At 52.4% G+C, this 24,759-nt stretch carries 23 protein-coding genes; 16 read left to right on the top strand and 7 right to left on the bottom strand.

What is annotated here, in order from left to right:
* Positions 1-31 precede the first annotated feature (31 nt).
* Positions 32-1,993 carry an HDOD domain-containing protein gene (locus FE845_RS03345; RefSeq protein WP_200361749.1) on the bottom strand — a complete coding sequence of 654 codons (1,962 nt, stop codon included), beginning with the start codon at positions 1,991-1,993 and terminating at the stop codon, positions 32-34.
* A gap of 220 nt (positions 1,994-2,213) precedes the next feature.
* Here FE845_RS03345 and FE845_RS03340 point away from each other — a divergent pair, with 220 nt between their 5' ends.
* From FE845_RS03340 to FE845_RS03325, 4 genes are all read left to right on the top strand, one after another.
* Positions 2,214-3,509: a MinD/ParA family protein gene (locus FE845_RS03340; RefSeq protein WP_227714009.1), complete on the top strand. Its 1,296-nt coding sequence runs from the start codon at positions 2,214-2,216 to the stop codon at positions 3,507-3,509.
* Between the two features lie 109 nt (positions 3,510-3,618).
* Positions 3,619-5,157 (top strand): fatty acyl-CoA reductase, encoded by a 1,539-nt coding sequence (locus FE845_RS03335; protein ID WP_200361747.1) that lies wholly within the window; start codon positions 3,619-3,621, stop codon positions 5,155-5,157.
* A gap of 278 nt (positions 5,158-5,435) precedes the next feature.
* The gene (acs, locus tag FE845_RS03330) at positions 5,436-7,385 is read left to right on the top strand and encodes an acetate--CoA ligase (RefSeq protein ID WP_200361746.1); all 1,950 of its coding nucleotides are present in this window, start codon (positions 5,436-5,438) and stop codon (positions 7,383-7,385) included.
* A 40-nt stretch (positions 7,386-7,425) separates the two neighbouring features.
* The gene (locus FE845_RS03325) at positions 7,426-8,091 is read left to right on the top strand and encodes a response regulator transcription factor (RefSeq protein ID WP_200361745.1); all 666 of its coding nucleotides are present in this window, start codon (positions 7,426-7,428) and stop codon (positions 8,089-8,091) included.
* Positions 8,092-8,165: 74 nt separating this feature from the next.
* On the opposite strand, the gene FE845_RS03320 is transcribed toward FE845_RS03325, so the two are convergent.
* Positions 8,166-9,149, bottom strand: a complete 984-nt coding sequence (locus FE845_RS03320) for a D-2-hydroxyacid dehydrogenase (protein WP_200361744.1) — start codon at positions 9,147-9,149, stop codon at positions 8,166-8,168.
* A 266-nt stretch (positions 9,150-9,415) separates the two neighbouring features.
* On the opposite strand from FE845_RS03320, the gene FE845_RS03315 reads away from it, so the two are divergent.
* The 3 genes from FE845_RS03315 to FE845_RS03305 all read left to right on the top strand — a co-directional run bounded on the left by FE845_RS03315 (position 9,416) and on the right by FE845_RS03305 (position 11,519).
* On the top strand, positions 9,416-10,642 hold the full coding sequence (locus FE845_RS03315) for a pyridoxal phosphate-dependent aminotransferase (protein ID WP_200361743.1): 1,227 nt from the start codon (positions 9,416-9,418) through the stop codon (positions 10,640-10,642).
* A 20-nt stretch (positions 10,643-10,662) separates the two neighbouring features.
* Positions 10,663-10,854 (top strand): CPXCG motif-containing cysteine-rich protein, encoded by a 192-nt coding sequence (locus FE845_RS03310; RefSeq protein WP_200361742.1) that lies wholly within the window; start codon positions 10,663-10,665, stop codon positions 10,852-10,854.
* A 92-nt stretch (positions 10,855-10,946) separates the two neighbouring features.
* Complete coding sequence (locus FE845_RS03305) at positions 10,947-11,519, top strand: DUF1439 domain-containing protein (RefSeq protein ID WP_200361741.1); 573 nt, start codon at positions 10,947-10,949, stop codon at positions 11,517-11,519.
* Positions 11,520-11,575: 56 nt separating this feature from the next.
* On the opposite strand, the gene FE845_RS03300 is transcribed toward FE845_RS03305, so the two are convergent.
* Positions 11,576-12,730, bottom strand: a complete 1,155-nt coding sequence (locus tag FE845_RS03300) for an isocitrate/isopropylmalate dehydrogenase family protein (protein ID WP_200361740.1) — start codon at positions 12,728-12,730, stop codon at positions 11,576-11,578.
* 184 nt (positions 12,731-12,914) lie between these two features.
* On the opposite strand from FE845_RS03300, the gene FE845_RS03295 reads away from it, so the two are divergent.
* A complete protein-coding gene (locus FE845_RS03295; protein WP_200361739.1) occupies positions 12,915-13,271 on the top strand; it encodes a hypothetical protein in 357 nt (118 codons plus the stop codon).
* On the opposite strand, the gene FE845_RS03290 is transcribed toward FE845_RS03295, so the two are convergent.
* The gene (locus FE845_RS03290; protein WP_200361738.1) at positions 13,265-14,158 is read right to left on the bottom strand and encodes a LysR family transcriptional regulator; all 894 of its coding nucleotides are present in this window, start codon (positions 14,156-14,158) and stop codon (positions 13,265-13,267) included. The two genes, FE845_RS03295 and FE845_RS03290, sit on opposite strands and share 7 nt — an antisense overlap.
* Positions 14,159-14,320: 162 nt before the next feature.
* On the opposite strand from FE845_RS03290, the gene FE845_RS03285 reads away from it, so the two are divergent.
* The 5 genes from FE845_RS03285 to FE845_RS03265 all read left to right on the top strand — a co-directional run bounded on the left by FE845_RS03285 (position 14,321) and on the right by FE845_RS03265 (position 19,113).
* Positions 14,321-15,532: an acyl-CoA dehydrogenase family protein gene (locus FE845_RS03285; protein ID WP_200361737.1), complete on the top strand. Its 1,212-nt coding sequence runs from the start codon at positions 14,321-14,323 to the stop codon at positions 15,530-15,532.
* 186 nt (positions 15,533-15,718) lie between these two features.
* On the top strand, positions 15,719-16,540 hold the full coding sequence (locus FE845_RS03280) for an SDR family oxidoreductase (protein WP_200361736.1): 822 nt from the start codon (positions 15,719-15,721) through the stop codon (positions 16,538-16,540).
* A gap of 31 nt (positions 16,541-16,571) precedes the next feature.
* Complete coding sequence (locus FE845_RS03275; RefSeq protein WP_200361735.1) at positions 16,572-17,636, top strand: phosphotransferase family protein; 1,065 nt, start codon at positions 16,572-16,574, stop codon at positions 17,634-17,636.
* A complete protein-coding gene (locus FE845_RS03270) occupies positions 17,636-18,325 on the top strand; it encodes a histidine phosphatase family protein (protein ID WP_200361734.1) in 690 nt (229 codons plus the stop codon). The genes FE845_RS03275 and FE845_RS03270 overlap by 1 nt, the downstream gene beginning before the upstream one ends.
* Before the next feature lie 17 nt (positions 18,326-18,342).
* Positions 18,343-19,113, top strand: coding sequence for an SDR family oxidoreductase (locus tag FE845_RS03265; protein WP_200361733.1), 771 nt, complete (start codon positions 18,343-18,345; stop codon positions 19,111-19,113).
* Here the strand turns inward: FE845_RS03265 and FE845_RS03260 are convergent, their stop codons facing one another.
* Positions 19,114-19,923, bottom strand: a complete 810-nt coding sequence (locus tag FE845_RS03260; RefSeq protein ID WP_227714008.1) for a DUF6279 family lipoprotein — start codon at positions 19,921-19,923, stop codon at positions 19,114-19,116.
* Positions 19,924-20,165: 242 nt separating this feature from the next.
* Here FE845_RS03260 and FE845_RS03255 point away from each other — a divergent pair, with 242 nt between their 5' ends.
* Complete coding sequence (locus FE845_RS03255) at positions 20,166-20,423, top strand: DUF2798 domain-containing protein (protein ID WP_200361731.1); 258 nt, start codon at positions 20,166-20,168, stop codon at positions 20,421-20,423.
* A 36-nt stretch (positions 20,424-20,459) separates the two neighbouring features.
* Here FE845_RS03255 and dacB read toward each other — a convergent pair whose 3' ends face one another.
* Positions 20,460-22,028, bottom strand: a complete 1,569-nt coding sequence (dacB, locus tag FE845_RS03250) for a D-alanyl-D-alanine carboxypeptidase/D-alanyl-D-alanine-endopeptidase (protein WP_200361730.1) — start codon at positions 22,026-22,028, stop codon at positions 20,460-20,462.
* Positions 22,029-22,285: 257 nt separating this feature from the next.
* On the opposite strand from dacB, the gene FE845_RS03245 reads away from it, so the two are divergent.
* Together FE845_RS03245 and FE845_RS03240 are read left to right on the top strand one after the other, a co-directional pair.
* Positions 22,286-23,053 (top strand): glutathione S-transferase N-terminal domain-containing protein, encoded by a 768-nt coding sequence (locus tag FE845_RS03245; protein WP_200361729.1) that lies wholly within the window; start codon positions 22,286-22,288, stop codon positions 23,051-23,053.
* A gap of 104 nt (positions 23,054-23,157) precedes the next feature.
* Positions 23,158-23,571: a GFA family protein gene (locus tag FE845_RS03240; RefSeq protein WP_200361728.1), complete on the top strand. Its 414-nt coding sequence runs from the start codon at positions 23,158-23,160 to the stop codon at positions 23,569-23,571.
* Here the strand turns inward: FE845_RS03240 and FE845_RS03235 are convergent.
* Complete coding sequence (locus FE845_RS03235) at positions 23,565-24,689, bottom strand: PQQ-dependent sugar dehydrogenase (protein WP_200361727.1); 1,125 nt, start codon at positions 24,687-24,689, stop codon at positions 23,565-23,567. The genes FE845_RS03240 and FE845_RS03235 overlap by 7 nt on opposite strands.
* Positions 24,690-24,759: the final 70 nt, after the last annotated feature.

Below are 24,759 nucleotides of genomic sequence, written 5' to 3'. Positions count from 1 at the left end.
CCGTTTCCTATCAGTCAGTTTCGGTATTTGTTTAGCCGGTTGCGGGTATCAAAAGCCGGAAGTTAGTGCCTTCTGGCCCCGTATGACAAGCAATAACACCATCCATGTCATCAACTAGCTGCTTCACAATGCTCAGGCCTAAGCCGCAATGGCCAGCTCCTTTTGTGGTGTTTCCCGGTGTAAACAAGGTGTTGCGTATACTATCAGTAAGGCCGGTGCCTGTGTCGGTCACGTTTAGTTCAACCCAGTCGCGTTGCCCTTGCCATACTGGGGCTGCCGTCTTAATACTGACTGAGCCGCCAGCTTCCGACACGCTTTCGGCAGCGTTTTTGATCAAGTTGATCAGTATTTGGCGCAGAACGGCGGGGCCGGAATTCACAGACGTTGGACTGCTGCACAGTTGTAGGTTCAATTGGAGATTGTTGTCGCTGAATAGGCTGTCGTCCAATACCTGAGCCAGACTGCGTATTTCTGAATTAAGGTCGGCGGTGTGCTCGTTTGAGCTCTTGGCAGTGTCACGGTTAATCTGGAGTAACAGGTTGCTCGCCCGGTCCAATTCCTCTCGAACTACCTCTAATTCGTTTTGCATCTCAGGGTCGTTCAGACGGCCTCTGAGCTGATGAATGTACTGGCGGATAATGGTCAGGGGGTTGCTGATTTCATGTAGTTGCCTGTGCAGTTTTTCAAGAGCGATCTGGCGATCCTGATCTCCCCCGCCTGTTCTGTACTCAACGGATGCACTCTTTGTCTGAAGAACAGTTGAAAGTTGGCGGCTAAATAGAGTAACCAACTCTGCGGTTGAGTCCGCTGCACTGCCATCCGTGCCCAGCACAAATACACCGGGGCAGAGGTTACCCGTAAGGATTGGGACAGCGGTCAATGACGGCGTTCTTAACAGTGATAAAAGTTGATGGTCGAGCACGTTAGGTGTGCGGCCGCTGAGGTTGGTGAGCGTTTGGGTGGCAAAGGCTTCTGTCAAAGCGCTGCCGCCTGCTACTGCGCTCACTGCCAAATGTGGATGTTGGCCGGCGGTGCCTGAAAGAAGAACAAGGTTGTCATCTACGTGTCCAAAGCATAAGGCTGGAAGGCCGGTAATCAGCGTTAGGCTGCTTACAGATTCCGCTAGAATGGTGGCATTCGTGGTCTCGAGATCAGCAAGCCCAATGGCTTGCTGGGTAATAGCCTGCTGTAATACGGTGTGTCGTAGCTTTAGTGTTGCGGGTTCAGCGTTGTAGCTGTTAATCAGCGGGACTCCCAGAGATTCCGCCATTGTAGATACGTCTTGCGCGATCCGCCGGTTGATTTCCCTAACTAGCTCTTCACTGAGCCCGAACATGGTACCGGCAGCGGCAATGCCCGCTGAGTCAGACAAGGCTAAACGCGCCGCAAGACTGATGACCTTGACCAAGTGCCCCGCATCTCGCAAATCTGATGGAAGTGCCTGCTGATAACGCATGGCGTCCGCCGCCATGGGCCCCAGCCCCCAAGAGGTCACCACTTCAGCCGCTATCTCTGACTGTCGGTTCATATACTCTTGTCTGGTTTCCATATCTGGCGTTTTAATGGCTATCAGCTCGCCGATGTTATGGAGCAGGCCAAGCATAAACGCTTCATCGGCTTCCGGGTATCGAGTCAGGGTTGCCAGTGCCCGAGCGGTCAACGCAGTCGTAAGGGCATGTCGCCAGAAGTCTCGTAATTGTTGCCAGGCGCCACCGCCCAAATCGAAAAGTATCTGGCGCATAGCTGCGGTCAGCACCAACGTTTTGAACCGACGAGTTCCAAGACGCATTAGCGCCTGATCTACTGAGTTTATTCCTGACGGTGGCCCGTAAAGAGCGGAGTTTGCCAGTGTCAAAACCCGAACCACCAAGGCCGTGTCAGACGCTACGATTTCGCTGATTGCACGGTAGTTGTCATCTCGGTTGCAAGCTTCAAGCGCGCGTAGAGTGACTTCCGGAAGGCTCGGGAGCTGAAGGTCGGGAAGTGTGCTCATAGGCTTGCCTGTCGCGCGCTATAACCGGTTTATGAAACGGCGTTCATTTTTTAGTCTTGGAGCTTAGCTAAAAAACCGGGAATATAAAACAACAACTGTGCTTTTTTTGACCAGCGTATTCACGGGCTGGTGATGTGTGTACAATTTTTACATACTAAAGCGTTGCTTGTTGTTATCTCAAGGATATAGGCCGCCTGCCATGAGAGCTCGGGAATCTGTCATGCACAAACCCAGCACCCCCAGAACTATCGCTGTGACTGGCGGAAAGGGCGGTGTCGGAAAAACATCTGTTGCTCTAAATTTGGCACTTACGCTTGCCCGCCAAAAAAAACGAGTCTTGCTACTCGATGGTGATACGGATCTTGCCAATGTCAGCATTATGTTGGGGCTGTATCCCGAACGAACACTTGCGAATGTTGTTGCCAATGAATGTCGGTTAGAAGACATTCTATTGGTTGTTGAATACGGCCTACACATCCTGCCCGGTGCCTCTGGTATGCAAGAGTGTGTGGACATGGCTCCGAAGCATAGTTTCCGAATACTAAGAGCTTTATCCCTACTCGAAAAACATTACGACTACGTGATAACGGATACGGCTGCCGGCCTTCAGTCGACAGGTTTGCACATGATTGCGGCAGCAGAGCTGGCGTGTGTGGTTGTGACTCCAGATCCTGCTTCGGTTACAGATGCTTTCTCTTTGATCAAGGTCTTGAGGCGCCGTGGGTACCGTAAAACGCCCAGTGTGTTGATTAATATGGCCCAAGGGGCCAGTCAGGCTCGCTCGGTGTTTCAGCGCTTGGATTCAGCGGCGCGGCGCCATCTGCAATGCTCTCTCCATTACATGGGTGGGATTTGGCGCGATGAGACTTTGCGCCAGTCAGTGCTGAATCAAAAGCCTGTCGCCCTCTTACCTCAGGCGGACCCGTCTTGTCGGCAGTTCAGTACCTTGGCTGATATGCTTGATGTGCGCTTGGCGCAAATGCCCGTTCGCAAAGCCGGTATAGCGGCCTATTGGTACACAGTCTCTAAGCGCCAGCCGGCTCAGACGGAAAAAGCAAGCCGGTCTTCGATGTCACCGGATGAACGCTGCTTTCAGGCTGTTGGTGAATTGGAAACGATACTCGGGCGCACGGATGTGAACGCCATGCTGCGCTACGATGTGTTTATGCGTTTGTTTGCGCTGCTCGGGGGCTCACTAGACAACGATACGGTTGAAATTATCCAGACCGGACTTGGTGCGATTAACTGGGAAGCGCTTAGCCCAGCACAGCGCCAGCATCTGGCAATGCACCTCAGGCATTTGGCTGGTGAGATCTCGCCCGTTGATGCCTCCTCCGATGATGGTAAACAGGTTGGTCTCGAGATTTCGCAGCCTATCCCACCTGAACCTGTCTATGATCGTATCCGTTTTGGTGATCAGGAGAGCTTGGTTAAAGCCCTAAAAGAGCAGCCTTCGAGCATTTCGCTAAATCAACTGCTAAGGTCGCTGGCGGACAAAGAGAATAACAACACCTAAACGACCATCCGTTGATTATTCGTGGCAATCTTGCAGTTTGTCACCGCATTGTCCCGAAAAATGTGCAAGGATCGGATGCTGCTGGCATCCACGAAAAGGAGTTTTCACAATGGCAAAACGAATAAAGGGGGCAGAAGTGTCTTCGTCAAAAGTACTTGAACAGCTACGTGGTAAACATGTCCTGATTACTGGCACTACGGGTTTTTTGGGTAAAGTTATTCTGGAAAAACTGATTCGTGCGGTGCCGGACATTGGCGGTTTACACCTGCTGATACGAGGCAACAAACAACACCCTGACGCCCGTGGCCGCTTTCTCGATGAAATTGCCACCTCCTCGGTATTTGATAGATTACGGCAAGAGAATAACGAAGTGTTTGAAGCTTTCTTGGAAGAGCGGCTGCACTGCGTTACGGGAGAGGTCACTGAGCCTGACTTTGGCTTGCCGCCAGAGGCGTTCCGAAACTTGGCGTGCAGCGTAGATGCCGTTATTAACTCGGCGGCCAGCGTTAACTTTCGCGAAGAGTTAGACAAAGCACTAACCATCAACACTCTGTGCTTGAATAACATTGCTGAACTTGCGCGCCAGAATCCATCGCTCTCAGTTGTCCAAGTTTCAACCTGCTATGTAAACGGGAAAAACTCTGGGCAGGTAACGGAATCGGTGATTAAGCCCGCAGGTGCCAAGATTCCCCGCAGCCAAGCTGGCTATTATGAAATTGAAGAACTGATACGGGTACTTAATGACAGCATTGCAGATGTCCGTTCTCGCTACACTGGAAAAAACCTAGAACGAAAGCTCGTGGATTTGGGGATTCGTGAGGCCAACCGCTATGGCTGGAGTGACACCTATACCTTCACAAAGTGGTTGGGCGAGCAGCTGCTTTTGAAGGCTTTGAACGGTCGAGCCCTTACTATTGTGCGCCCATCTATAATCGAGAGCGCTCTCGAAGAGCCTGCACCCGGCTGGATTGAAGGGGTGAAAGTGGCAGACGCCATTATTCTTGCTTATGCACGAGAAAAAGTCACTTTATTCCCCGGTAAGCGCTCAGGCATTGTTGATGTAATCCCTGTGGATTTGGTCGCAAATACTATTATTCTTGCGGTTGCAGAGGCTTTGGGAGAAGCCCCGCGCTCCCGGATTTACCAATGTTGTAGTGGCAGCTCAAACCCGGTGTCTGTGGGTGAGTTTATTGATCACCTTATGGCGGAAGCCAAAACCAATTATGCGGCCTATGAAAACCTGTTTTATCGCCGGCCAGTGAAGCCCTTTATTGCTGTAAACCGAACCTTGTTCGATGCCTTGGTGGGAGGTGCACGCATTCCCCTCAGTCTTACGAGCCGCTTGATGGGCGCGCTGGGGCGGGGTAGTGAGTTCAAGGTACTTCAAAACCTCGATACCACGCGTTCCCTTGCATCGATTTTCGGCTTCTATACCGCGCCGGACTACATCTTCCATAACGATGACTTGCTAGCTCTGGCAGCACGCATGGGTGAGGTAGATAAAGCCCTGTTTCCAGTAGATGCTGGTCTAATCGATTGGGCTGTCTATCTGCGTAAAATTCACTTGGCAGGTCTCAACCGGTACGCACTTAAAGCGAAAAAAGCGCGTGCTCCACGTGGCATTCGGGGGCGTAAAAAAGCGGCTTGATTTCGTCTGGTCCCGTTGTGCGGGGTTGGTTTACCTCTCAGGGAAACCGAACTACTCTTTAATTTGTGGCTTGTTTTGTCAGGAATTTACCCTTGAATTCTTGCAGGTTACTGAACGTTTTGCGCTAAAAGTTCAAGCGTGTTAGGACGTTAGTCTAATTCAATAGGTGGTAGCTCACATGTTGAACTACGGCTATGTGTCCGCAGGGCTCGCGTGCCCTCTCGTTTTAAATCAGCAAAATCGACAATGACAACAAACTCTGACCAAAGGGGAACACTATGACTGATAAACACCTTTATCCGGTAAGTCCAGAAGTAGCCAAACGGGCGTTAGTAAACCGGGAGCAGTATGACGAAATGTATCGTCGGTCGGTCGAGGATCCCGATGGTTTCTGGGGAGAACACGGCAAGCGTCTTGAGTGGATCAAACCCTACTCCAAGGTTAAGAACACGTCTTTTGATTACAACAACGTTTCCATTAAATGGTTTGAAGATGGGCAGCTTAATGCGTCTGCAAATTGCCTTGACCGTCATCTTGAAACCCGTGGCGACCAGACGGCTATTATTTTTGAAGGCGATGACCCGGCAGAGTCCCGTCACGTTAGTTACCGTGAATTGCATGAAGAAACCTGCAAGTTCGCCAACGTGTTAAAAAATCTGGGTGTAAAAAAGGGTGATGTCGTCACCATTTATATGCCAATGATCGTGGAAACCGCAGTGGCTATGCTGGCGTGCACACGTATTGGTGCTATCCACTCGGTTGTGTTTGGAGGCTTTTCGCCCGAAGCTTTGGGTGCCCGCATAGTAAATGGCAAGTCACGTTTTGTTGTTACCGCCGATGAGGGTCTTCGCGGTGGTCGTAAGGTGCCACTGAAAAAGAACGTGGATGCAGCGCTTAAAGACAGGGAAGGTGTCGCAGTCGAGAAAGTTGTGGTTGTCAGCCGCACCGGTAACAAAGATGTACCCTGGAACGACGAGCGCGACGTGCGCTATGAGGATCTAGTGCAAGCGGCCTCTGCTGACTGCCCGCCAGAACCTATGAACGCGGAAGATCCTCTGTTTATGCTATACACATCAGGATCTACTGGCGCTCCCAAGGGCGTCCTGCATACGACTGGAGGCTACTTGGTATACGCTTCCATGACCCACCAGTATGTATTTGATTATAAAGATGGCGATGTTTACTGGTGTACAGCAGATTTTGGCTGGGTAACGGGGCACAGTTACATTCTTTACGGCCCACTTTGTAATGGCGCCACTTCGCTTCTGTTTGAAGGCGTTCCCAACTATCCGGACAGTTCACGAATGGGGCAGGTTGTTGATAAGCATCAGGTCAACATTCTTTACACAGCCCCGACGGCTATTCGGGCGTTGATGGCCGAAGGCGAAGCCTGTATGGAGGGTACGTCACGCAAGAGCCTGGAACTGCTAGGCTCTGTGGGTGAGCCGATAAACCCGGAAGCCTGGGAGTGGTACCACCGTGTTATCGGTAACAGCCAGTGCCCGATTGTGGATACCTGGTGGCAAACCGAAACCGGCGGTATTCTGATTGCGCCACTGCCGGGCGCGGTTGATTTGAAGCCGGGCTCTGCAACAGTGCCATTCTTCGGAGTAAAACCAGCTCTGGTGGATAACGAAGGCAATCTGCTGGAGGGTAAAGCCGACGGCAACCTTGTTATCCTAGACAGCTGGCCGGGGCAAATGCGCACGATATACGGTGACCATGAGCGCTTTGTGAGAACCTATTTCAGCACCTACAAAGGCATGTATTTTACTGAAGACGGTGCCCGTAGGGACGAAGACGGCGACTACTGGATTACCGGCAGGGTCGACGACGTGCTCAACGTATCTGGCCACCGTCTTGGTACTGCCGAGGTGGAAAGTGCGCTGGTAGCCCACGACAAAGTGGCAGAAGCTGCGGTTGTCGGCTTCCCCCATGAGATTAAGGGGCAGGGTTTGTACGTTTATGTGACTCTGATGCAGGGTGAAGAACCTTCCGATGAGCTCAAAAAAGAACTGGTACAATGGGTTCGCAAGGAAATTGGCCCCATCGCCTCCCCGGATGTCATTCAGTGGGCACCGGGTATGCCTAAAACACGGTCAGGCAAGATCATGCGTCGCATTCTGCGTAAGATTGCCGCTAACGAGCACGACCAGTTGGGAGATACTTCAACACTTGCAGATCCTAGTGTGGTTGATGATCTCGTCAACAATCGTGCGTTCAAATAAGGTCTGAAAACAGGCCATAAACCCGTGAGGAATCGGTTTAATGACACAAACAATTATCGTCGCTGATGACCATCCCCTGTTTCGGGCCGCCCTGAAACAGGCGGTCAATCAAGCAGTACCTGATGCACAAACCGTAGAAGTCGACAGCATCAAGGCACTCCAAGCGTCGGTAGATTCGCACCCGGATGCAGATCTGGTTTTGCTTGATCTTAATATGCCGGGTGCCCACGGTTTTTCCGGGTTGGTGTTTATGCGGGGGCAGTACCCCGGCTTACCCGTGGTGGTTGTGTCTGGCTCTGAAGAGTTGCAGGTAATGCGACGTTCCATTGACTATGGAGCGTCTGGCTTCATTCCCAAGTCGGCGCCGCTGCCAACCATCACAGAAGCCATTCGGGCTGTGCTGGAAGGTGATGTTTGGCTCCCCGAAGGCGTTGCAGACAAGCTTGAACGCATGCATGCCGACACCACGGATTTCTCTGAAAAGCTCGCGTCACTGACCCCGCAGCAATTCCGAGTTCTGGGTATGCTGGCGGAAGGTCTTCTGAACAAGCAAATTGCTTACGATCTTGAGGTGTCTGAGGCAACCATCAAGGCACACATCACCGCGGTATTCCGCAAGCTTGGGGTTCGCAACCGTACTCAAGCGGTGATTGCGATACAGCAGATGGAGATTGATCCAGCGGACCAGTCGTTGTCTGGGAGCTGAGGTTCAGTAAGTTAGGAGAGCGGGCAGGGGAGGTGTTCCCAAAACACGCTGTGAATACCTCCCTGTACGCTCGGCTACTTGCTCCCAGCGTATCCAAGCTCCTTATCCACCAGATTGAACAGTTCCTCACCGCCATGCCAGCGGTCAAAATTCTCCAAAAACTGATCAGTAAGTGCGCGCTTCCACCCGATAAAGTCACCCGCCATGTGTGCGGTCATGATGACATTGTCCGTGTCCCAAAGCGGGTGATCTTCCGGTAAGGGTTCTTCCTCGAATACGTCGAGCCCGGCACCGGCAATTTCGCCACTCTCCAGCGCTGCAATCAGATCCTTGGTTTTAACAATCGGGCCTCGGCCAATGTTAATCAGGCGTGCGGTCTTCTTCATAGCCTTGAAGGCTTTCTCATCGAACAAGCCTTCTGTTTGGGGTGTCAGTGGTGCAGCGATGACTACGTAATCTGCGTGACCTAGCTGATTATATAGGTCGTCGTTACTGTGCACGGCCACAAAGTCTGGATCGTCTGTACGTGCTGTTCTTGCAATACCGTGAGGTTGTAGGCCCGCAGCAGCAACCAAACGCCCGATCTGTCGGCCGATAGAGCCCGCACCCACTACAAGCACCTGCTTTCCCGCTGCTCTTTCTGTGTCTCTATGCTTCCACTGATGCTTGAGTTGAAGGCGAATTGAGGCCGGGAAGTCTTTTGCAAACATCAAAATAGTACAGAGCACGTATTCGGCAATGGTTTTGTCAAATATGCCTCTGGCATTAGTGACTACCACGCTGCTTTTCGTAAGGGCAGGGAACATCAGCGCATCTACCCCCGCGCTGGTGGCATGTATCCATCTCAATGTGTCCGCACAGCCCCAAGCCGCTTCGAGTGCCTCGGTTCGAAAATCCGTCACCATCATTACATCGGTACCCGGCAAGGTAGCGCGCAGGGTGGCCTCATCGCTGGCAAAACGCACTTCGGCGCGTGCCCTGAGAGAATCCATGCCCGGAGGTTCCTGCTCTCCGGGGGCAGTGAGTACGGTTACAACAGGTTTGTTGCGCTGAGACATTGAACCTCCGCCTGATTAAAAAGCTGGTTTCTGTGAGTGTTTTTTTGTGGGCCGGTTTTATTCCTTGCAAGGCCCTGCAAAGAGTCTGGTAGGCAGATGCGGTCTGGTCAACCTTGGTTCGGTTTTGTGGGTTCACGCCCCGTTTATTTTGCTGGGTACTTGTACCTACATTATCTTTCGCGGCTTTATCTTGTATGCCCTGATTTTACTGACTAACCTGCAAAGGGGTCTGATTTGCCCCGTCGTTCCCGTTGCAGGAGGTTGTTATGGCAAATGCCGCCAACAGAGATACTGGCCAAGATGCAGTTCGTAAAGTGAAGTACCGGAAAACCAAGGCCAGTTGGAACCCTGCCATGCAGGCTGTTCCGGTGCCGGGTATTCGGCGTATGGTCAATATGGCTGCCACCATGAAGGACGTAATCCATCTTTCAATCGGTCAGCCTGATCTGCCAACACCCAAGCATATTATTGATGCTTATGTTGACGCTCTCCATGCAGGGCAAACCGGCTACACCATGGACGCCGGGCTACCTGAATTGCTGGTGGCGCTAAGGGATTATTACGGCAAGCGCTACAACCGCAAACTCACCAGAGATAATATTTTGGTGACCAGTGGTGCGACTGAAGCCATGTATCTAGCCATCTCGGCGACAGCGGCACCGGGTCGACAGTTCATCGTAACCGACCCCTCGTTTCTATTGTATGCCCCACTCATTCGTATGAACGGGGGAGAGGTTAAGTTTGTTCCAACTCGGGCCGAAAACGACCATCAGCTCGATCCCGATGAAGTGATTCGAGCCATGGGTTCGCGCACCTTCGCTTTGATCCTCAATAACCCAAACAATCCTACCGGGGCGGTCTATCCGCGCAGTACTGTAGAGACTATTTTGGAGGAGTGCGCATACCGGGGCATTCAGGTCTACGCCGACGAAGTGTATGACCACATGATTTTTGATGACGATGACTTTGCCAGTGTTCTGAATTGCTCCATGGATCTGGACAACATCATGTGCATCAGCAGTTTCTCCAAAACCTACAGCATGGCAGGGTTGCGTGTCGGCTGGGTAATATCCAGTCAGGCTGCGATTAAATCTTTGCGGCGCTATCACATGTTCACCACGTCGGTTGCCAATACACCTTCCCAGTTCGCCGGCGTAGCCGCACTAACTGGTGACCAACAGTGCGTGAGGGATATGCTGGGCATCTACAAAGAACGCCGCGATAAAGTTGTAGAGCTCATTGATCAAACTCCCTACATGACCGGATACAAACCGGGCGGAGCGTTTTTTGCGTTCCCGGATCTGCCGCCTCATGTTGATGGGTCGGATTTAGCACTGCGCATGCTTAAAGAAACCGGTGTGTGTGTAGTACCTGGTGATGCTTTCGGCGAAGGCTGCACTAACGCTGTGCGCATTAGCTTTTCCACCACCTGTGAAAAGCTGGATGCAGCGTTTGACCGCATCATTCCGTGGATGGCCAAGCAGCAGTTCTAAAAGAACTCTAAGGAGCACCTATGTCGGCTCTGGACTCTGTAATCGTCCAGTGCCCCTATTGCTGGGAGGCGCTGGATATCAGCGTCGACCCATCAGTAGCGGAGCAGGAGTATGTCGAAGATTGTCAGGTATGCTGCCAGCCTATTCTATTGCGGGTTATTTTCGATGATAATCTGATCCCTTATGTAGAAGCTCGGGCTGAAAACGAGTAGATGGCCCGAGTTCTGACCAATGATTAATCCGCCAGTCTTGTTACGCCTTCCGCTCTGCCGCAGGATGGGTGCTCATTCATGGAGAATAGACGATGAAGAAACCACACCTTATCGGCCTTTGGGGCATGGTTTTGATGACCCTTGCCTTAACCAGCGGCTGTGCCAGCATATCCCCTTATGCAATTTCTGAAGGTGAGCTTGAGCGGCACCTCCAAAACGTTGTAAGTGATTACGATCGCACGCAGTTGAAAAGCGGCTCGCCCCTGAGCCTCAGTCTCAGTGATGCAAACGTGGCGTTGGGGCCGGATGGCCGCGATGTGGCGGTAATTGATCTCAAAGGGCAGGTTGCACTTAATGCGTTTTTGGCCAAGCTTCCGGTTGATCTGGCCTTGAAAGTGGAGGGTGCCCCGGTTTACGACAGCAAAGAGAAAGCGATCTATATTCGCAGAATAAAGCTGCTTGAAAGCAGCATTGATTCGAGCTTTTTCAAGGGTGATCTAGCACCGGTTACAGATACAGTCATGCGCGTTGTGGCTCAGATGCTGGAAACCATGCCAGTGTACCGTTTGGATGAAACCAAGCTGGCGCAGCGCATGTTTGGGATGGTGCCTATGGACGTGCGCGTAGCACCGGGCCGTCTAGAATTTGTGATGGCTGACGAATAAAAGGCTGCAGTTGAAGCGGAGTCAGAAAAAAACTCTGGCTCCGCTCCTGTGGTCTATCAGGCTGACAGTCTCGCGCAGATTGCTTCACCAATGGCTTGAGTTCCACGCCGCGCACCGGAATTTTCCGCCAAGTCTGCGGCCACTGCGTCGAATAGCTCCTTACCTGCCGCTGCCATCACCGGATCTTTCCGGCCAAACCATTCCAGCATGCGAGCAGCGGTAAATAACATGGCAGTTGGATCTGCTAAGCCTTGCCCTGCAATGTCTGGAGCGCTGCCATGAGTGGGCTCAAACATAGAGGGCATGTTTGGGTCTGTTGGGTTTAGGTTGCAGGATGGGGCTACGCCCATGCCGCCAGATAACACGGCGGCCAAATCCGTAAGGATATCTCCCTGCAAGTTGCTGGCAACCACCACGTCAAATGCCCAGGGGCTTTGTACGAACTTCATACAAGCTGCATCTACCAGTTCATGGTGGGTTGCTACGTCAGGAAACTCTTGGCTGATCTCCTCAAACGCCTCGGTATACATATCACCCCAGTAACGCAGAGCATTGCGTTTGGTGATCAAGCACACCTGACTTTCACAGGTGCTGCCATCAAGCTTGCGGAATTCCCGGGTGCGGCCTTCGTTTGCCCGCTCCGTTGCCCGTGCGCGAGCTTGCTCAAAACCATAGCGAATAATGCGATTGGTGGCCTTGCGGGTAAACACTTCCATTTGGGTCGCAATTTCATCCTCGGTTCCCTTGCGCAAGCGCCCACCTTGACTCACATACTCACCCTCGGAATTCTCCCGAATAACCAACATGTCTATATCTTTTGCACGCTCATCAGCGAGATACTGACGAGCGCCGGGCAGTAGGCGAGCCGGGCGTTCGCACACCCATTGATCGAAGCCCTTACGCATATCCAGCAAAGGTGCCAGTGAAACGCTGTCTGTCAACAAGTAGCGGTTGGGGTCATCCAGAGGCCCTGGATCACCCAGCGCGCCAAGTAATATAGCGTCGTAGGCTTTGAGCTGGATTAATGCGTCCTCGGGCATGGATTCACCATGTTCTTGATGCCAAGCATGGGATGGCCATGGAAAATGAGTCCACTCAAGAGCGAGATTGTGCTTGGTTCGCAGGGTTTCCAGGCAGCGTATGGCTTCCCCCACAACTTCCGGGCCAATTCCGTCGCCGGGTGTAACGGCAATGCGGGTCGTTTGGGCCATTTTGGAGACTCCTTTTCAAATTGACTGGTATGGATAACCAACCCAGTTTAGTCAGGGAAACCGGGGTTGCCACCGGTGAAGGCAAGAAAGCCGTTTTACCCGCCTGCAACCCGGCGCTATAGTGTGTCCTCAATTCGCGCACTCGCGTAATTTTATAGGGTCTACTTACTACAGGAAGGCAGCTTTGCTTTACCGACTTCTTACCGTTATTGGCGGCTTGGTATTTGTGGCAGCGCTTTTTGCGCTGGTGTGGTTTTTCTGCAAGAAGTTCCTGCAGCGTCAGGGCGTTATCGATAACCTTTCAGGCCGAACCACTGAACTTGCCACCTGGACCTTTGCTGGCATGAGCATAGGGCTGGTGTTTGCTGTGGTGGGCGCTTTTCTACTCGGCCCCTGGGCATTTTACCGCACCCTGCGCGGCCACGGAGTTGATATCTCCGATGGCGCAGCCATCTGGTGGGGGTTTGGAATTGTGTTGGCCTCGCTCGGTATTACCGCCATTTGTTTCTTCGGCTTTCTGGTGGCTGTGGGGGCCTACTGAATCGCCTTCAGCTGCTCCCGAAACCAAATGAGAGCCGGTTCCTGACCGTAGGCAGTGTGCCAGTACAGATGCACATCCACTGAAGGCAAGTCGGCTGGCGGGTTCATTATGGTGATGTTTGCCCGCTCGGAAATAATCTGGGCGTAGGTTTCCGGCATAGTCAGCAACATATCCGTTCCTTCGACCACCCGGCAGGCGGCGTAATAGTGCTGGCAGCGCAGGCGGATGCTGCGCTGAACCCCTAGCCTTGATAATTCAAAATCCTCAATCCCCGGCCCTTCAGCGCGTGATGAAACCAACACGTGCTGCGCTGAAAGGTATCCGTCCATGTTCAGCGTGTTTTCTGCCAGCGGATGTCCTTCCCGAGCCAGAACCACAAGTCTGTCCTGTCTGAGAAGTTCATGGGATGTATGGTTGCTGACAGGCAGCAAAACATCCACAGCAAAGTCCAGTTTGCCTGCGGCCAATTGCGTTTCCATATCCCGTCGGGGAATGCGCTTGCTAGCTATTTCGAGTTCAGGGTAGGGGTTTAATCGCTGCATAAGCGGCGGCAGAAACGTTGACTCAAGAACATCCCGTAGCCCCAAAGAATAGGTTTTGCGCTGGTTCGCAGGGTCAAACGCGTGGAACTGATTCACCGCGCCCTGAATTTGGGTAAGTCCCGGTTTCATGGATTCAAGAAAACGTCGGGCCAAAGGTGTCGGCACCATTTGGTTGCCCTGACGGGTGAACAGAGGGTCGTCAAAATGGTCCCTCAGTCGAGACAGCGAATGGCTAACGGCAGGCTGGGTGAGGTGTAACGCCTTCGCCGCCCGGGTAAGACTGCCTTCCCGGTATATCGTGTCAAATACATGCAGCAAATTGAGATCCAGACGAGTTCCGGCCATAGTCAGTTAGCTCTAGTTGAATAAGTATTACTGATAGTAAGCGATAAGAATAATTCAGTCGCGTAATAGTGTGGGCAACCTTAGACTGACCTAATCGTGCTTAAACTTCATGCACTGTTTGCTAGTCTAAAATCGCTGTTCAATTTCTGAGAGGGTTCGGCAATGGATTTCAGTATCTCCGAGAAAGGTCAGGATTATCTCAAGCGTGTAAAAGCGTTTATGGCGGAAGAGATTTTCCCGGTTGAAGCCCAGTACCACAAAGAGCTGGCATCTCTTGAAAATCGCTGGGTTGTGCTGCCCATCATCAAGGAATTGAAGGAAAAGGCCAAAGCCCAAGGCCTCTGGAACATGTTCTTCCCGGATGAAAAGCATGGTTGCGGCTTACTCAACTCCGACTACGCACTGATTGCAGAAGAAACCGGTCGCAGCTTTATCGCGCCTGAGATCTTCAACTGCAACGCGCCAGACACCGGCAACATGGAAGTGCTCATTCACTACGGCTCTGAAGAGCAAAAGGCAGAATGGCTGCCCCGCCTGCTCAGCGGTGAAATCCGCTCTGCCTTCTGCATGACCGAGCCTGCAGTAGCCTCTTCTGACGCCACCACTATGGAAGCAACCGCTATTGTTGAAGGTGACGAAGTGGTGCTCAATGGTCGCAAGTGGTGGAGCACCGGCATTGGCCACCCAGACTGCAAAGTGGCTATCTTTATGGGTCTTTCAGACCCCGATGCCCACAAACACCGTCGTCATTCCATGGTATTGGTACCGCTCGATGCACCGGGCGTAAAGATTGAACGTATGCTCCCCGTATTCGGCGAATACGACGAACCTTACGGCCACGGTCAGGTGCTATTCGAAAACGTTCGCCTGCCCAAAAGTGCGTTTATTGCAGGCCCCGGCCGCGGTTTCGAGATTGCTCAGGGTCGCCTCGGGCCTGGCCGAGTACACCACTGCATGCGTGCAATCGGTGCCGCAGAGCGCACACTTGAGCTATTGGTAAAGCGGTCACTAAGCCGCGAAGCCTTTGGGCGCCCGCTGGCCAAACTCGGTGGTAACCCGGACATCATTGCCAACGCTCGTATGTCCATTGAACAGGCGCGTTTACTGACCCTGAAATGTGCCTGGGCTCTGGACACCAAAGGTATTGCCGGAGCTATTCAGGAAGTCGCCATGATCAAAGCCGTGATCCCCAACATGCTGCAAACTATTGTGGATCAGGCCATTCAGATTCACGGCGGCGCCGGTGTGAGCGATGACGACTTCCCGTTGACTCAATTATTTGCCTATGCTCGTGTATTGCGATTAGCAGATGGCCCGGATGAAGTCCATCGTGCCACGGTTGCTCGCATTGAGCTGCGCAAGTATAAAAATTGATGATCTAGCGCCAATGATGAGAGGGGCCGGCGGGGTGGGGTGTTTCTGAAACTGTGCGTAGCCATGGATGGCGGAGCCAAGCGTACACGGACGTATTCACAGCGTGTTTCAGAAACACCCCACCCCGCTGGCTCCGTCGTACTCTGCAGTTGGTATTTTGCTGAATAACAAACAACGGACAACCCCATGACACAAAGAGTATTCGTAACCGGCGGCGCAAGCGGCCTTGGCCGAGCCATTGCACTGCGTTATGCCAGAGAAGGTGCCAAGGTTTGCATCGGCGACATCAATCCAGAACAGGGCGCTGGTGTAGAACAGGAAATTAACAATGCTGGTGGCGAAGGCTACTTTGTTGAATGTGATGTGCGACGGCTAACAGATCTGGAAAAAATCTGCGCCGATCTCACCGAAAAGTGGGGTGGGGTGGACGTAGTGGTAAACAACGCAGGTGTGGCCTCTGCTGGCTCCATTGAAGACACCACCATGGCCGATTGGGAGTGGATTATCGACATCAACGTGCTGGGCGTTGTGCGTGGCTGTAAAGCATTTACACCGCAGTTCAAAAAGCAGGGCTCAGGAACCTTCGTGAACATCGCCTCCATGGCGGGCCTTATGCTTGCGCCGCTGATGGACAGCTACAACGTATCCAAAGCCAGTGTTATAGCATTGTCAGAAACCTTGCGACAGGAACTGCGTGGTGATGGCATACACGTAAGCTGCGTATGCCCAGCGTTTTTCCAGACAAACCTCACTCAGAGCATGCGTTCGGACATTCCCGGAATTCAGCAGAACGTGAACAAGCTGATGAAGCGTTCAACAATCACTGCCGATCAGGTTGCCGACGATATCGTTCGCTCGGTAAAGAAAAATGACTTCTGGGTACTGCCCCATGTGAAAGAGCGCCGTCTGTGGATACTCAAGCGCTATGCGCCAGCGGTGTTTGACAAACTCATGTACGAAGAAAGTAAACGCTGGATGAAAAAGATGGGCAACAAGGCCAAAGCCTGACCAGCACCCGGGAACAAAAGGAGAGAGATGAATGACCCAGATTGATCAGGCACAAGATATTCGCGAAGGTGAAGAACTGGATCTTGCAGCAGTAGATCACTTCATGAAAGGGGCCATCCCCAATCTGACCGGTGAGCCAGTCATCCGCCAATACCCGGGGGGCGCCTCCAACCTGACATATCAGGTGGACTATGGCGACCGATCATTTGTTTTGCGTCGCCCACCGTTTGGGAAAATTGCAAAATCTGCCCACGACATGCTGCGCGAAGCGAAAGTAATGCAGGCGCTGAAACCTGTTTACCCCTATGTGCCCGACATAATCGCCATTTGCGATGATCATGATGTGCTGGGGTGCGATTTTTATGTCATGGAGCGAATGAAAGGCATCATTTTGCGCCAAGACTTCCCGGACGATCTGGAGTTAAACGAAGCCGATACGCGCAAACTGTGCCTGAGCGTGATCGACAAGATGGTAGACCTGCACCGTGTTGACGCCAAAGCCGCAGGTCTCGATTCTCTGGGGAAGGGCGAGGGCTACGTTGAGCGACAAATCGGTGGCTGGAGCGACCGATTCCGCAAGGCTCGCACTGATGACGTTGGCGACTTCGAGGAGGTGATGACTTGGCTCAGCGAAAAAATGCCGAACGATATTGCGCAAGTTGTTATCCATAACGACTTCCGTTTCGACAATGTGGTACTGAACCCAGACAACCCTTTTGAAGTGATCGGTGTATTGGATTGGGAAATGGCCACCATTGGTGATCCGCTGATGGATCTGGGCAACACGCTGGCCTATTGGATTGAGGCGGACGACGAAGGGCCGTTCCAGATGCTGCGCCGCCAACCCACCCATCGTGCAGGCATGCTTACCCGTAAGGAAGTGGTGGCGTACTACATGGAGAAGTCGGGCTTTCGGGCAGAGAACTTCGATTTCTATGAGATCTACGGGCTGTTCCGATTGGCGGTGATCGTGCAGCAGATCTATTACCGCTTCTACCACGGCCAAACCAGTGACAAGCGCTTTGCAGCGTTTGGTCATGCGGCGAACTACCTTGAAAAGCGCTGCAAGCGTTTGATCTCGGAGAGCTCGCTTTAATGGCTACTGTTTACTTGGTGCGCCATGGCCAAGCCAGTTTTGGTAAAGAGAACTATGACCAACTTTCCAAAAAGGGCTGGGAACAAGGCAAGGTTCTTGGGCGATGGATGGCCGGTAAATTCGAACCGGCAGCGATTTTTGGCGGCAACTTACAGCGTCACCGGGAAACCGTAGAGGCCATTGCTACCGGGTACGGAGCTAGTCTGCCGGATATGCAGGTTGCTCGGGGCTTTAACGAATTTGATCACGAGTCCATCGTAAATTGTTACCGTCCCCAGTGGCGTGATCGGCAGGTCATGGCAAAAGAACTCGCTGCGTCCACAAAGCCCGCAGCAGCCTTTCAGAAGGCATTTGTTGAAGCTGTTCGCCGCTGGGCCTCCGGTCAGCACGATGCCGAATACGATGAAACCTGGGCAGATTTCCAAGCACGGGTTCTCGCGGCCTTTGATGAAATGATCGAGTATGCGGACGGCGGCGATGTTCTGGTGTCCACATCCGGCGGCCCCATCGCCGTTATGTGTCAGCATCTGCTAAGCCTAAGCGACGAGCGGGCATTAGGGTTGAACGAAGTCATTGCCAACACCAGCGTTACCCGTGTGCTTTACTCCTCAGGGCGCCGCAGCCTGTCTGTTTTCAATAACTATAGCCACCTTGAAGCGGAAGACCCCGCTCTGGTGACGTTCCGATAACGAATTGAGGTGAACGAATGAGTAAGAAAGACCTGTTTGACCTGACCGGGAAAACCGCCCTAATCACCGGTGCCAGCCGTGGAATTGGCGAGAGCATCGCGCGCACGCTGGCAGATTATGGCGCCCATGTGATTGTAACCAGCCGCAAGATTGACGGTTGTGAAGCTGTAGCCAGCAGTATTCGCGAGGCTGGCTTCAGTGCTGAAGCCTATGCCTGCCACATTGGCGAGATGGATCAGATTGAAGCCATTTGGGCTCATATCGAAAAAGAGCACGGCAAGTTGGATATTCTGGTGAACAACGCCGCCGCCAACCCGTATTTCGGCCCGATTGAAGACACAGATCTTGGAGCCTTCCAAAAAACCGTCGACGTAAATATTCGCGGTTATTTCTTCATGTGTGCCCGTGGCGCGCAACTGATGAAGAAAAACGGTGGTGGTTCGATCATTAACGTAGCCTCGGTAAACGGTGTGAATCCTGGGCACTACCAAGGGATTTACTCGGTCACCAAAGCGGCGGTTATCTCCATGACTAAATCGTTTGCGATGGAGCTGGGCCAGCAAAATATTCGCGTGAATGCCTTGCTGCCAGGCCTTACCGATACCAAGTTTGCCAGCGCTTTGACCTCTAACGAAGCCATCAAGAAACAAGCTATGGCGCACATCCCCATGAAGCGGGTGGCGGATCCCAGTGAAATGGCGGGCACGGTGCTCTATCTGGCATCAAGCGCTTCCAGCTACACCACGGGCGCCTGCATCAATGCAGACGGTGGTTATCTTACAATCTAATCATTGGTTAGATTGCATTGCGACTTCCGGGCCCGGCTTGCAGGTAAGGGCTTTGAAGTCGCCGTTTAATTCCGATGTGCGTTGGGCCAAGTGATCAAGTTGTGAAGGCTGGCTTGCGTGTAGAAGATCCTGAATTAATGAAGACATGGCCTCCATGCTTTCATCCATTCTTTGCGCGTAGGCATCGCCACGGCCAGCTTCCGGATTATTGATCAACTCACTGATTTCTTGTTCAAAGCCCGGGGCCCGGCGATTCTCCAGTGCTTCCAGCAGTGCCTTTTGCCAGTTTCTGCGGCCCTCAAGCCAGATTTTGGTTTGTCCTGTGCGGCTTTCGGACCAGTTTTTGACGATTGTTTGTTGGCTATCGTTCAAATTGCCTAGCCAACGCTCAGCTCGTTCTATTGTCCGTTCCGCTCTTGCTTGCGCAATTGTTTCAGCATTACCAGCCAGAAATTCTTCTTCCAGTTCCCGGTGATTGTCTTCCATGTTGCCCGCCAGCTCGCGCACCTGTTCATCGCTCAGGCTGGAGAGAAGGTTAATGGCAATGGGTGTAATGCCCTGCATCAAAGGCGGAAAGAAGCTAACAAGTTGATCCTGAAGGCGACCAACAGCCTCGGAGGTCGGTTTGCCGGAAGCCAGATCATTGTCGATATTACTGAGCCAAGCTCGGTAGCGCGGCAGCTCAGTGCTACAGTGCCATTGCTTTAACTTCTCAATGTCTGCATTTAGTTGTTGCTCTTGAGCTTGAGAGAGCGAAATAAAATCCTCAACCCACCAGACAATGCCCCAGTCGGCGTAACGGTACGCCAATCGCGTTGAGCTGCACCCGGAAAGAAACAGAATTGTGACAAGTAAGAGTGCTGCCGTTCGTATGCAATTTACTTTGGATAAATGTCCATACTGATCCATAAGGCGCCTTGCTCGGTAAAAAAGCCTATCGAAAAATGATTGCAAGCTTACTATTATGTCTTGCCTTGGTAGGTACAGTGTACGACACCCCGAAGCTTTCAGATGTAGCTATTAAAAGGCCAGTGCCCAGATCAGGAGAGTTCATGAGCCGAATTAAACCCGCCCGTTTGCGACAGCTAGTGTTCGGATTTTATATGTCTGGAATGATGTCCCTATTGATGTCCGGGGTCATCACCTTCATCAACACAGGGATGGATAGCGCCTTTTTATATCGTTGGATTCCCGCCTTTTTGGTGGCATGGGCAGTCGCATTTCCGCTGGTAACTTTCATTGCACCTGTTGCGGTGAAACTGACGGAGATGACCTTGGGATCGCGCCTTAAAGATAGTAAGAGTGCGTAAGGTAACTACCCCGGGGCTAAGCCGGGGTTGTTTGTTTTACTGGATGGATGTACTTGAGCTTCCAGAGCTGGATCTTGATAGAGCCGTTCCCGTAGGCGGTTGGAAGTGCAGTGAATAGAGAATTCGATCAAGCACAGCCTGCCCATTCCACGCCGGGTTATTATTCACCATGCCCACAACAGCCCAAGTTGTGTTGTTCTCGTCTCGCGTAAAGCCCGCAATAGAGCGAACATTTTCAAGGTAACCGGTTTTAATGCGGCCTTCTCCGTCCATTCCGGTATTACGAAGACGCCGTGCCATGGTTCCATCCATAGCGATAATAGGCATGGAGGCCATAAGGTCTGACGAGTAGGGGCTATTCCAAGCGTGTTGTAGGATTTTGGTACCCTGTCTTGCAGTAATTCGACCATGACGTGTTAGGCCAGCCCCATTGTCGATGACCATACCTGCGGTATCGATGCCCTTTTTCTCAAGCCAATCGTATATAACGCGTATGCCGGCAACGCGGTCATCGCTTTCGTTATCCAGCCGGTTTTGGGCGCCAATAGTCAGCAACAACTGCCGTGCCATCACGTTACTGCTCCACTTATTGATGTCCCGTACCATGGTCACCAAATCGGGTGAGGTGGTTTTCATCACTAGCCGTGCCGTTTCCGGCGTTGTTCCGGTTTGGTTTCCGCCTGACACAATAATGCCCATCTCGCCAAGCAGAGAACGAATCATCGAAGCGCTGTATTGCTCGTGGGGCAATAAAGAGAAATAGGCTGTCGTGCGGCATCCCTGTGGCAATTCGCCCGTTACTCGCACGGTTACCTGTCCACCATCTTGCACCACGGGCTGCCAATCAAAATTCCGACGTGCGGGGCAGGGCCCTTCAGGTACAGCAGTTACACGGTTGTCGATAACAACCTCGCTTAAAGCCGGTGTGCTCCAAGCTTGGGTGCCGCGCTCATCTGCCCGAATTTGAAAGTGCAAAAGGTTGAGGTTGGTGAGGTAAGCCGATGGCTCAACCAAAAACGGTGCGTATGGATTGCTGCCATTGTCAGCAAATGCAGGAAAGCCCCCATCCACCTTGAAGTAGCTGCCATCCAGAACGAGATTGCCCTCGATGCGGTTTACACCCATATCGCGAAGTTCCCGCAGGGTTGCCCATAATCGCTCGAAGGTCAGTTTTGGATCGCCGCCAAAACGCACATACAGGTTCCCCTTTAGGGTATCGCCGACCATTTGCCCGTCTGTCAGAAAATCGGTATCCCAGTGATGAGTAGGGCCAAGGATTTCCAGCGCTGCATAGGTGGTGATCACCTTCATAATCGAGCCGGGGCTCATAGGTATATCGGCATTGATATGCTGGTCAAGCCCCGGACCGTTCAGCGGCACCGCAGCCATGCTCAATGCTTCATCGCTGTTAAGGGATTTTGTGGCGTAATCTTGCACCTGGCTGGCCCAAAGGCGATTACTGCTGTAGCTCTTATCGTCGCCATCCGCAGCCAGCGCAGAAGGCAGATACGCCAGAGCCGGTGCTAGCGCGATAGCTGTAGCAAGGATCAAGGCTGGGCGCCGTATCTTACGGCTGATATTTCCTGCGCTATTCGTATGCGGCATACCCGAGATCACCATGTTGGCCAGACTATGAAATGTGCGGATAGACCCGCTGATTAAACAATAGCCCATCTTTGTTCATTGTACTATGCAGAAAACCTCTACATGACGTTAATAAATGCCAGTAGACTGCTTGTTTGTATTGGAGTTTGTCACAGCGTGTAAGTTGCGTTGCTGTCAGTATCCGACAGCAACGCCAGCCAATGTAAAAGCGACATGTTTGGTGATAATGGTGAAGTTTTCAGCAGAGGAATTGCTCTATGCTTAATATGTTGGCCCATCACGCAAATGTGCTTGGTTCTGTGGCAACGTCATCGCTAACGGCCTGGCGCGGGTGTCTTGTAGTAAAGGCTGTGTCGCAACCTGAGCAACCCTTGGTGCTTTACGACATGGAAGGTTGCCCATACTGTCGTCGAGTTCGCGAAGCATTGACCGCGCTCAACCTTGATGTACAAATTCGACCCTGCCCTAAGGGCGGGCGAGTTTTTCGGCCGCAGGCTGAAGCGACGGGGGGCAAGCAGCAATTCCCTTTGTTGGTTGACCGTAATACCGAAACCGTGATGTACGAGTCGGAAGCCATTATCGAGTACCTTTTCCGCCAATATGCACAGCGGCCGGTGCCCGGCTATTATCGTGAGCGCGTTTGGCAGCCGGTTTTGGGCTCGATGGCCTCTGTTGCCAGTGCTATGAGAGGGTTGCGAGCTAATACAGGAAAGCGGCCAGAGCAACCGCTGCATTTGTGGAGTTTTGAGGGCAGTCCATTCTCTCGTTTGGTGCGCGAGAAACTGTGCGAGTTGGAACTTCCATACACTCTGCATAATTTGGGTAAAGAACACTGGACTGAAATTGGCCCTGCCAAGCAACGTCTCAAGCCCGGGCCCTACAAGCCTATAGCTGGCGGCAAACGTGATGCTTTTTTCAAGGCTCATGGTCGGGTGCAGGTGCCTTACCTTGAAGACCCGAATACCGGTGAAGGATTGTTTGAGTCTGCGCGCATATTGGACTACCTGACCGCGCAATATGGTTAAAACCCGTCAGCGTTCACTCTGTTTCATGGGCAATTAGACGGGTATCATAGCCTGCTATCGAGCAGAAGCTTGAGAGCAGCAAGATCCAGTCAGTTAGGATGTTTATGTATACCGGTCAGTGCCTGTGTGGCGATATTACCTTTGAATATGAAGGCCCTCTGGGGCCTATCTCTCTCTGCCATTGCAGCCAGTGTCGCCGTGCTCATGGCAGTGCTTTTTCTGCCAGTTCTCCGGTTCAGAAGGTTCGTTTTCGGTTCCTATCGGGAGAAGAGCAACTTACCGAGTACGAATCGCGTCCGGGAAAGTACCGGGCATTTTGTCGCCGCTGTGGCAGCCACCTGTATAGCCGGGTGGATGCAATAACGGGTATTCTCCGCTTGCGTGTTGGCGTCATTAACGAGCCTCTGGGCAAAGGCCCTGCGCAGCATGTTTATACTGGCTCAAAATCCGACTGGTTTGAAATTACCGATACGGTTGCTCAGTACGAAAAAACCGAGCGTACCGGTGACCCTCATTGAGCCGGTACAATCCGGTAGACTTTGCCTTCTGGCGAGTCGGTGAGTAACCACAACTCGCCATCTGGGCCAGCTCGAACGTCGCGTATTCGTTCTTTCAGGTTGGTGAGTAAATCTTCCTCGTTAGTGACCCGTCCGTTTTCGATTTCCAAGCGCACCAGTTTGCGCAACTTGAGAGCACCTACGAACAAGTTGCCTTGCCATTCAGGAAATTCGGAGCCGGTGTAAAAGGCCATGCCTGACGGTGCAATGGATGGATCCCAGTAGTGTAAGGGCTGCGCCATGCCTTCCTTTGCGGTATCTAGGGTGATCGGAAGGCCAGAGTAACCTATGCCGTAGGTTATTTCGGGCCACCCGTAATTCGTACCGGCTGTTAAGATATTGATTTCGTCACCACCGCGTGGGCCGTGCTCGTGAGTCCAGATATGACCGGATTCCGGGTGTACTGTCATGCCCTGAATATTGCGGTTTCCCCAAGTGAACAGTGTGTCGTTGGTGCCTTTGTCATCAAGTCCTGGATTACCGGGCGCCGGCTTACCATTGACGGTTATGCGGTGAACCCCACCCGCATCGTCTTGTGTGTCTTGAGCCCGATCCATCTCACCGCGGTCGCCAACGGATATATAGAGGTAGCCGGATGCGTCAAATGCCATTCGCCCGCCAAAGTGGCGAGACGTATTGGAGCGGGGCAGGGCTTCAAAAATCACCGCTACCTGTTTTAACTGCCCGTCCTCAATCACCGCGCGAGCGACCCGTGTTGTCATCCCCTTGCGGGAGCCGTGGGCGTAACTAAGGAACAGAGTTCTGTTTTCTTGGAAATCTGGATGCAGGAGAACATCGAGCAACCCGCCCTGACCGGACACAGCGAGTGATGGAAGGCCGCGTACAGCTTGGGGTATCAGTTCGCCATTCTGAATAACGCGCAGTCGCCCCGCTCTTTCTGTAACGAGCGCAGAGCCATCTGGCAGAAACGCCAAGCTCCAGGGGTGCTCAAGACCCGTGGCAACGGTTTCCAGTTTGAAGCTGGTATTCTCGATGGTGAATGTTTGGCCCGTGGAAACAATTGGCAGCCATAAAAAAAGTAGACTGCTGAGTGTGATCAACGATCGGACAGAGAGCATTTTCGTCCCCTTTTATATTGCAAATGATAATCAATATCATTAATATATTTTTGTGCTCAGCTAACATGCA

The organism is Marinobacter sp. 1-4A (genome assembly GCF_016597725.1).
In the GTDB taxonomy this organism is placed as follows: domain Bacteria; phylum Pseudomonadota; class Gammaproteobacteria; order Pseudomonadales; family Oleiphilaceae; genus Marinobacter.
This window is presented reverse-complemented; position numbering and strand designations above follow the sequence as displayed.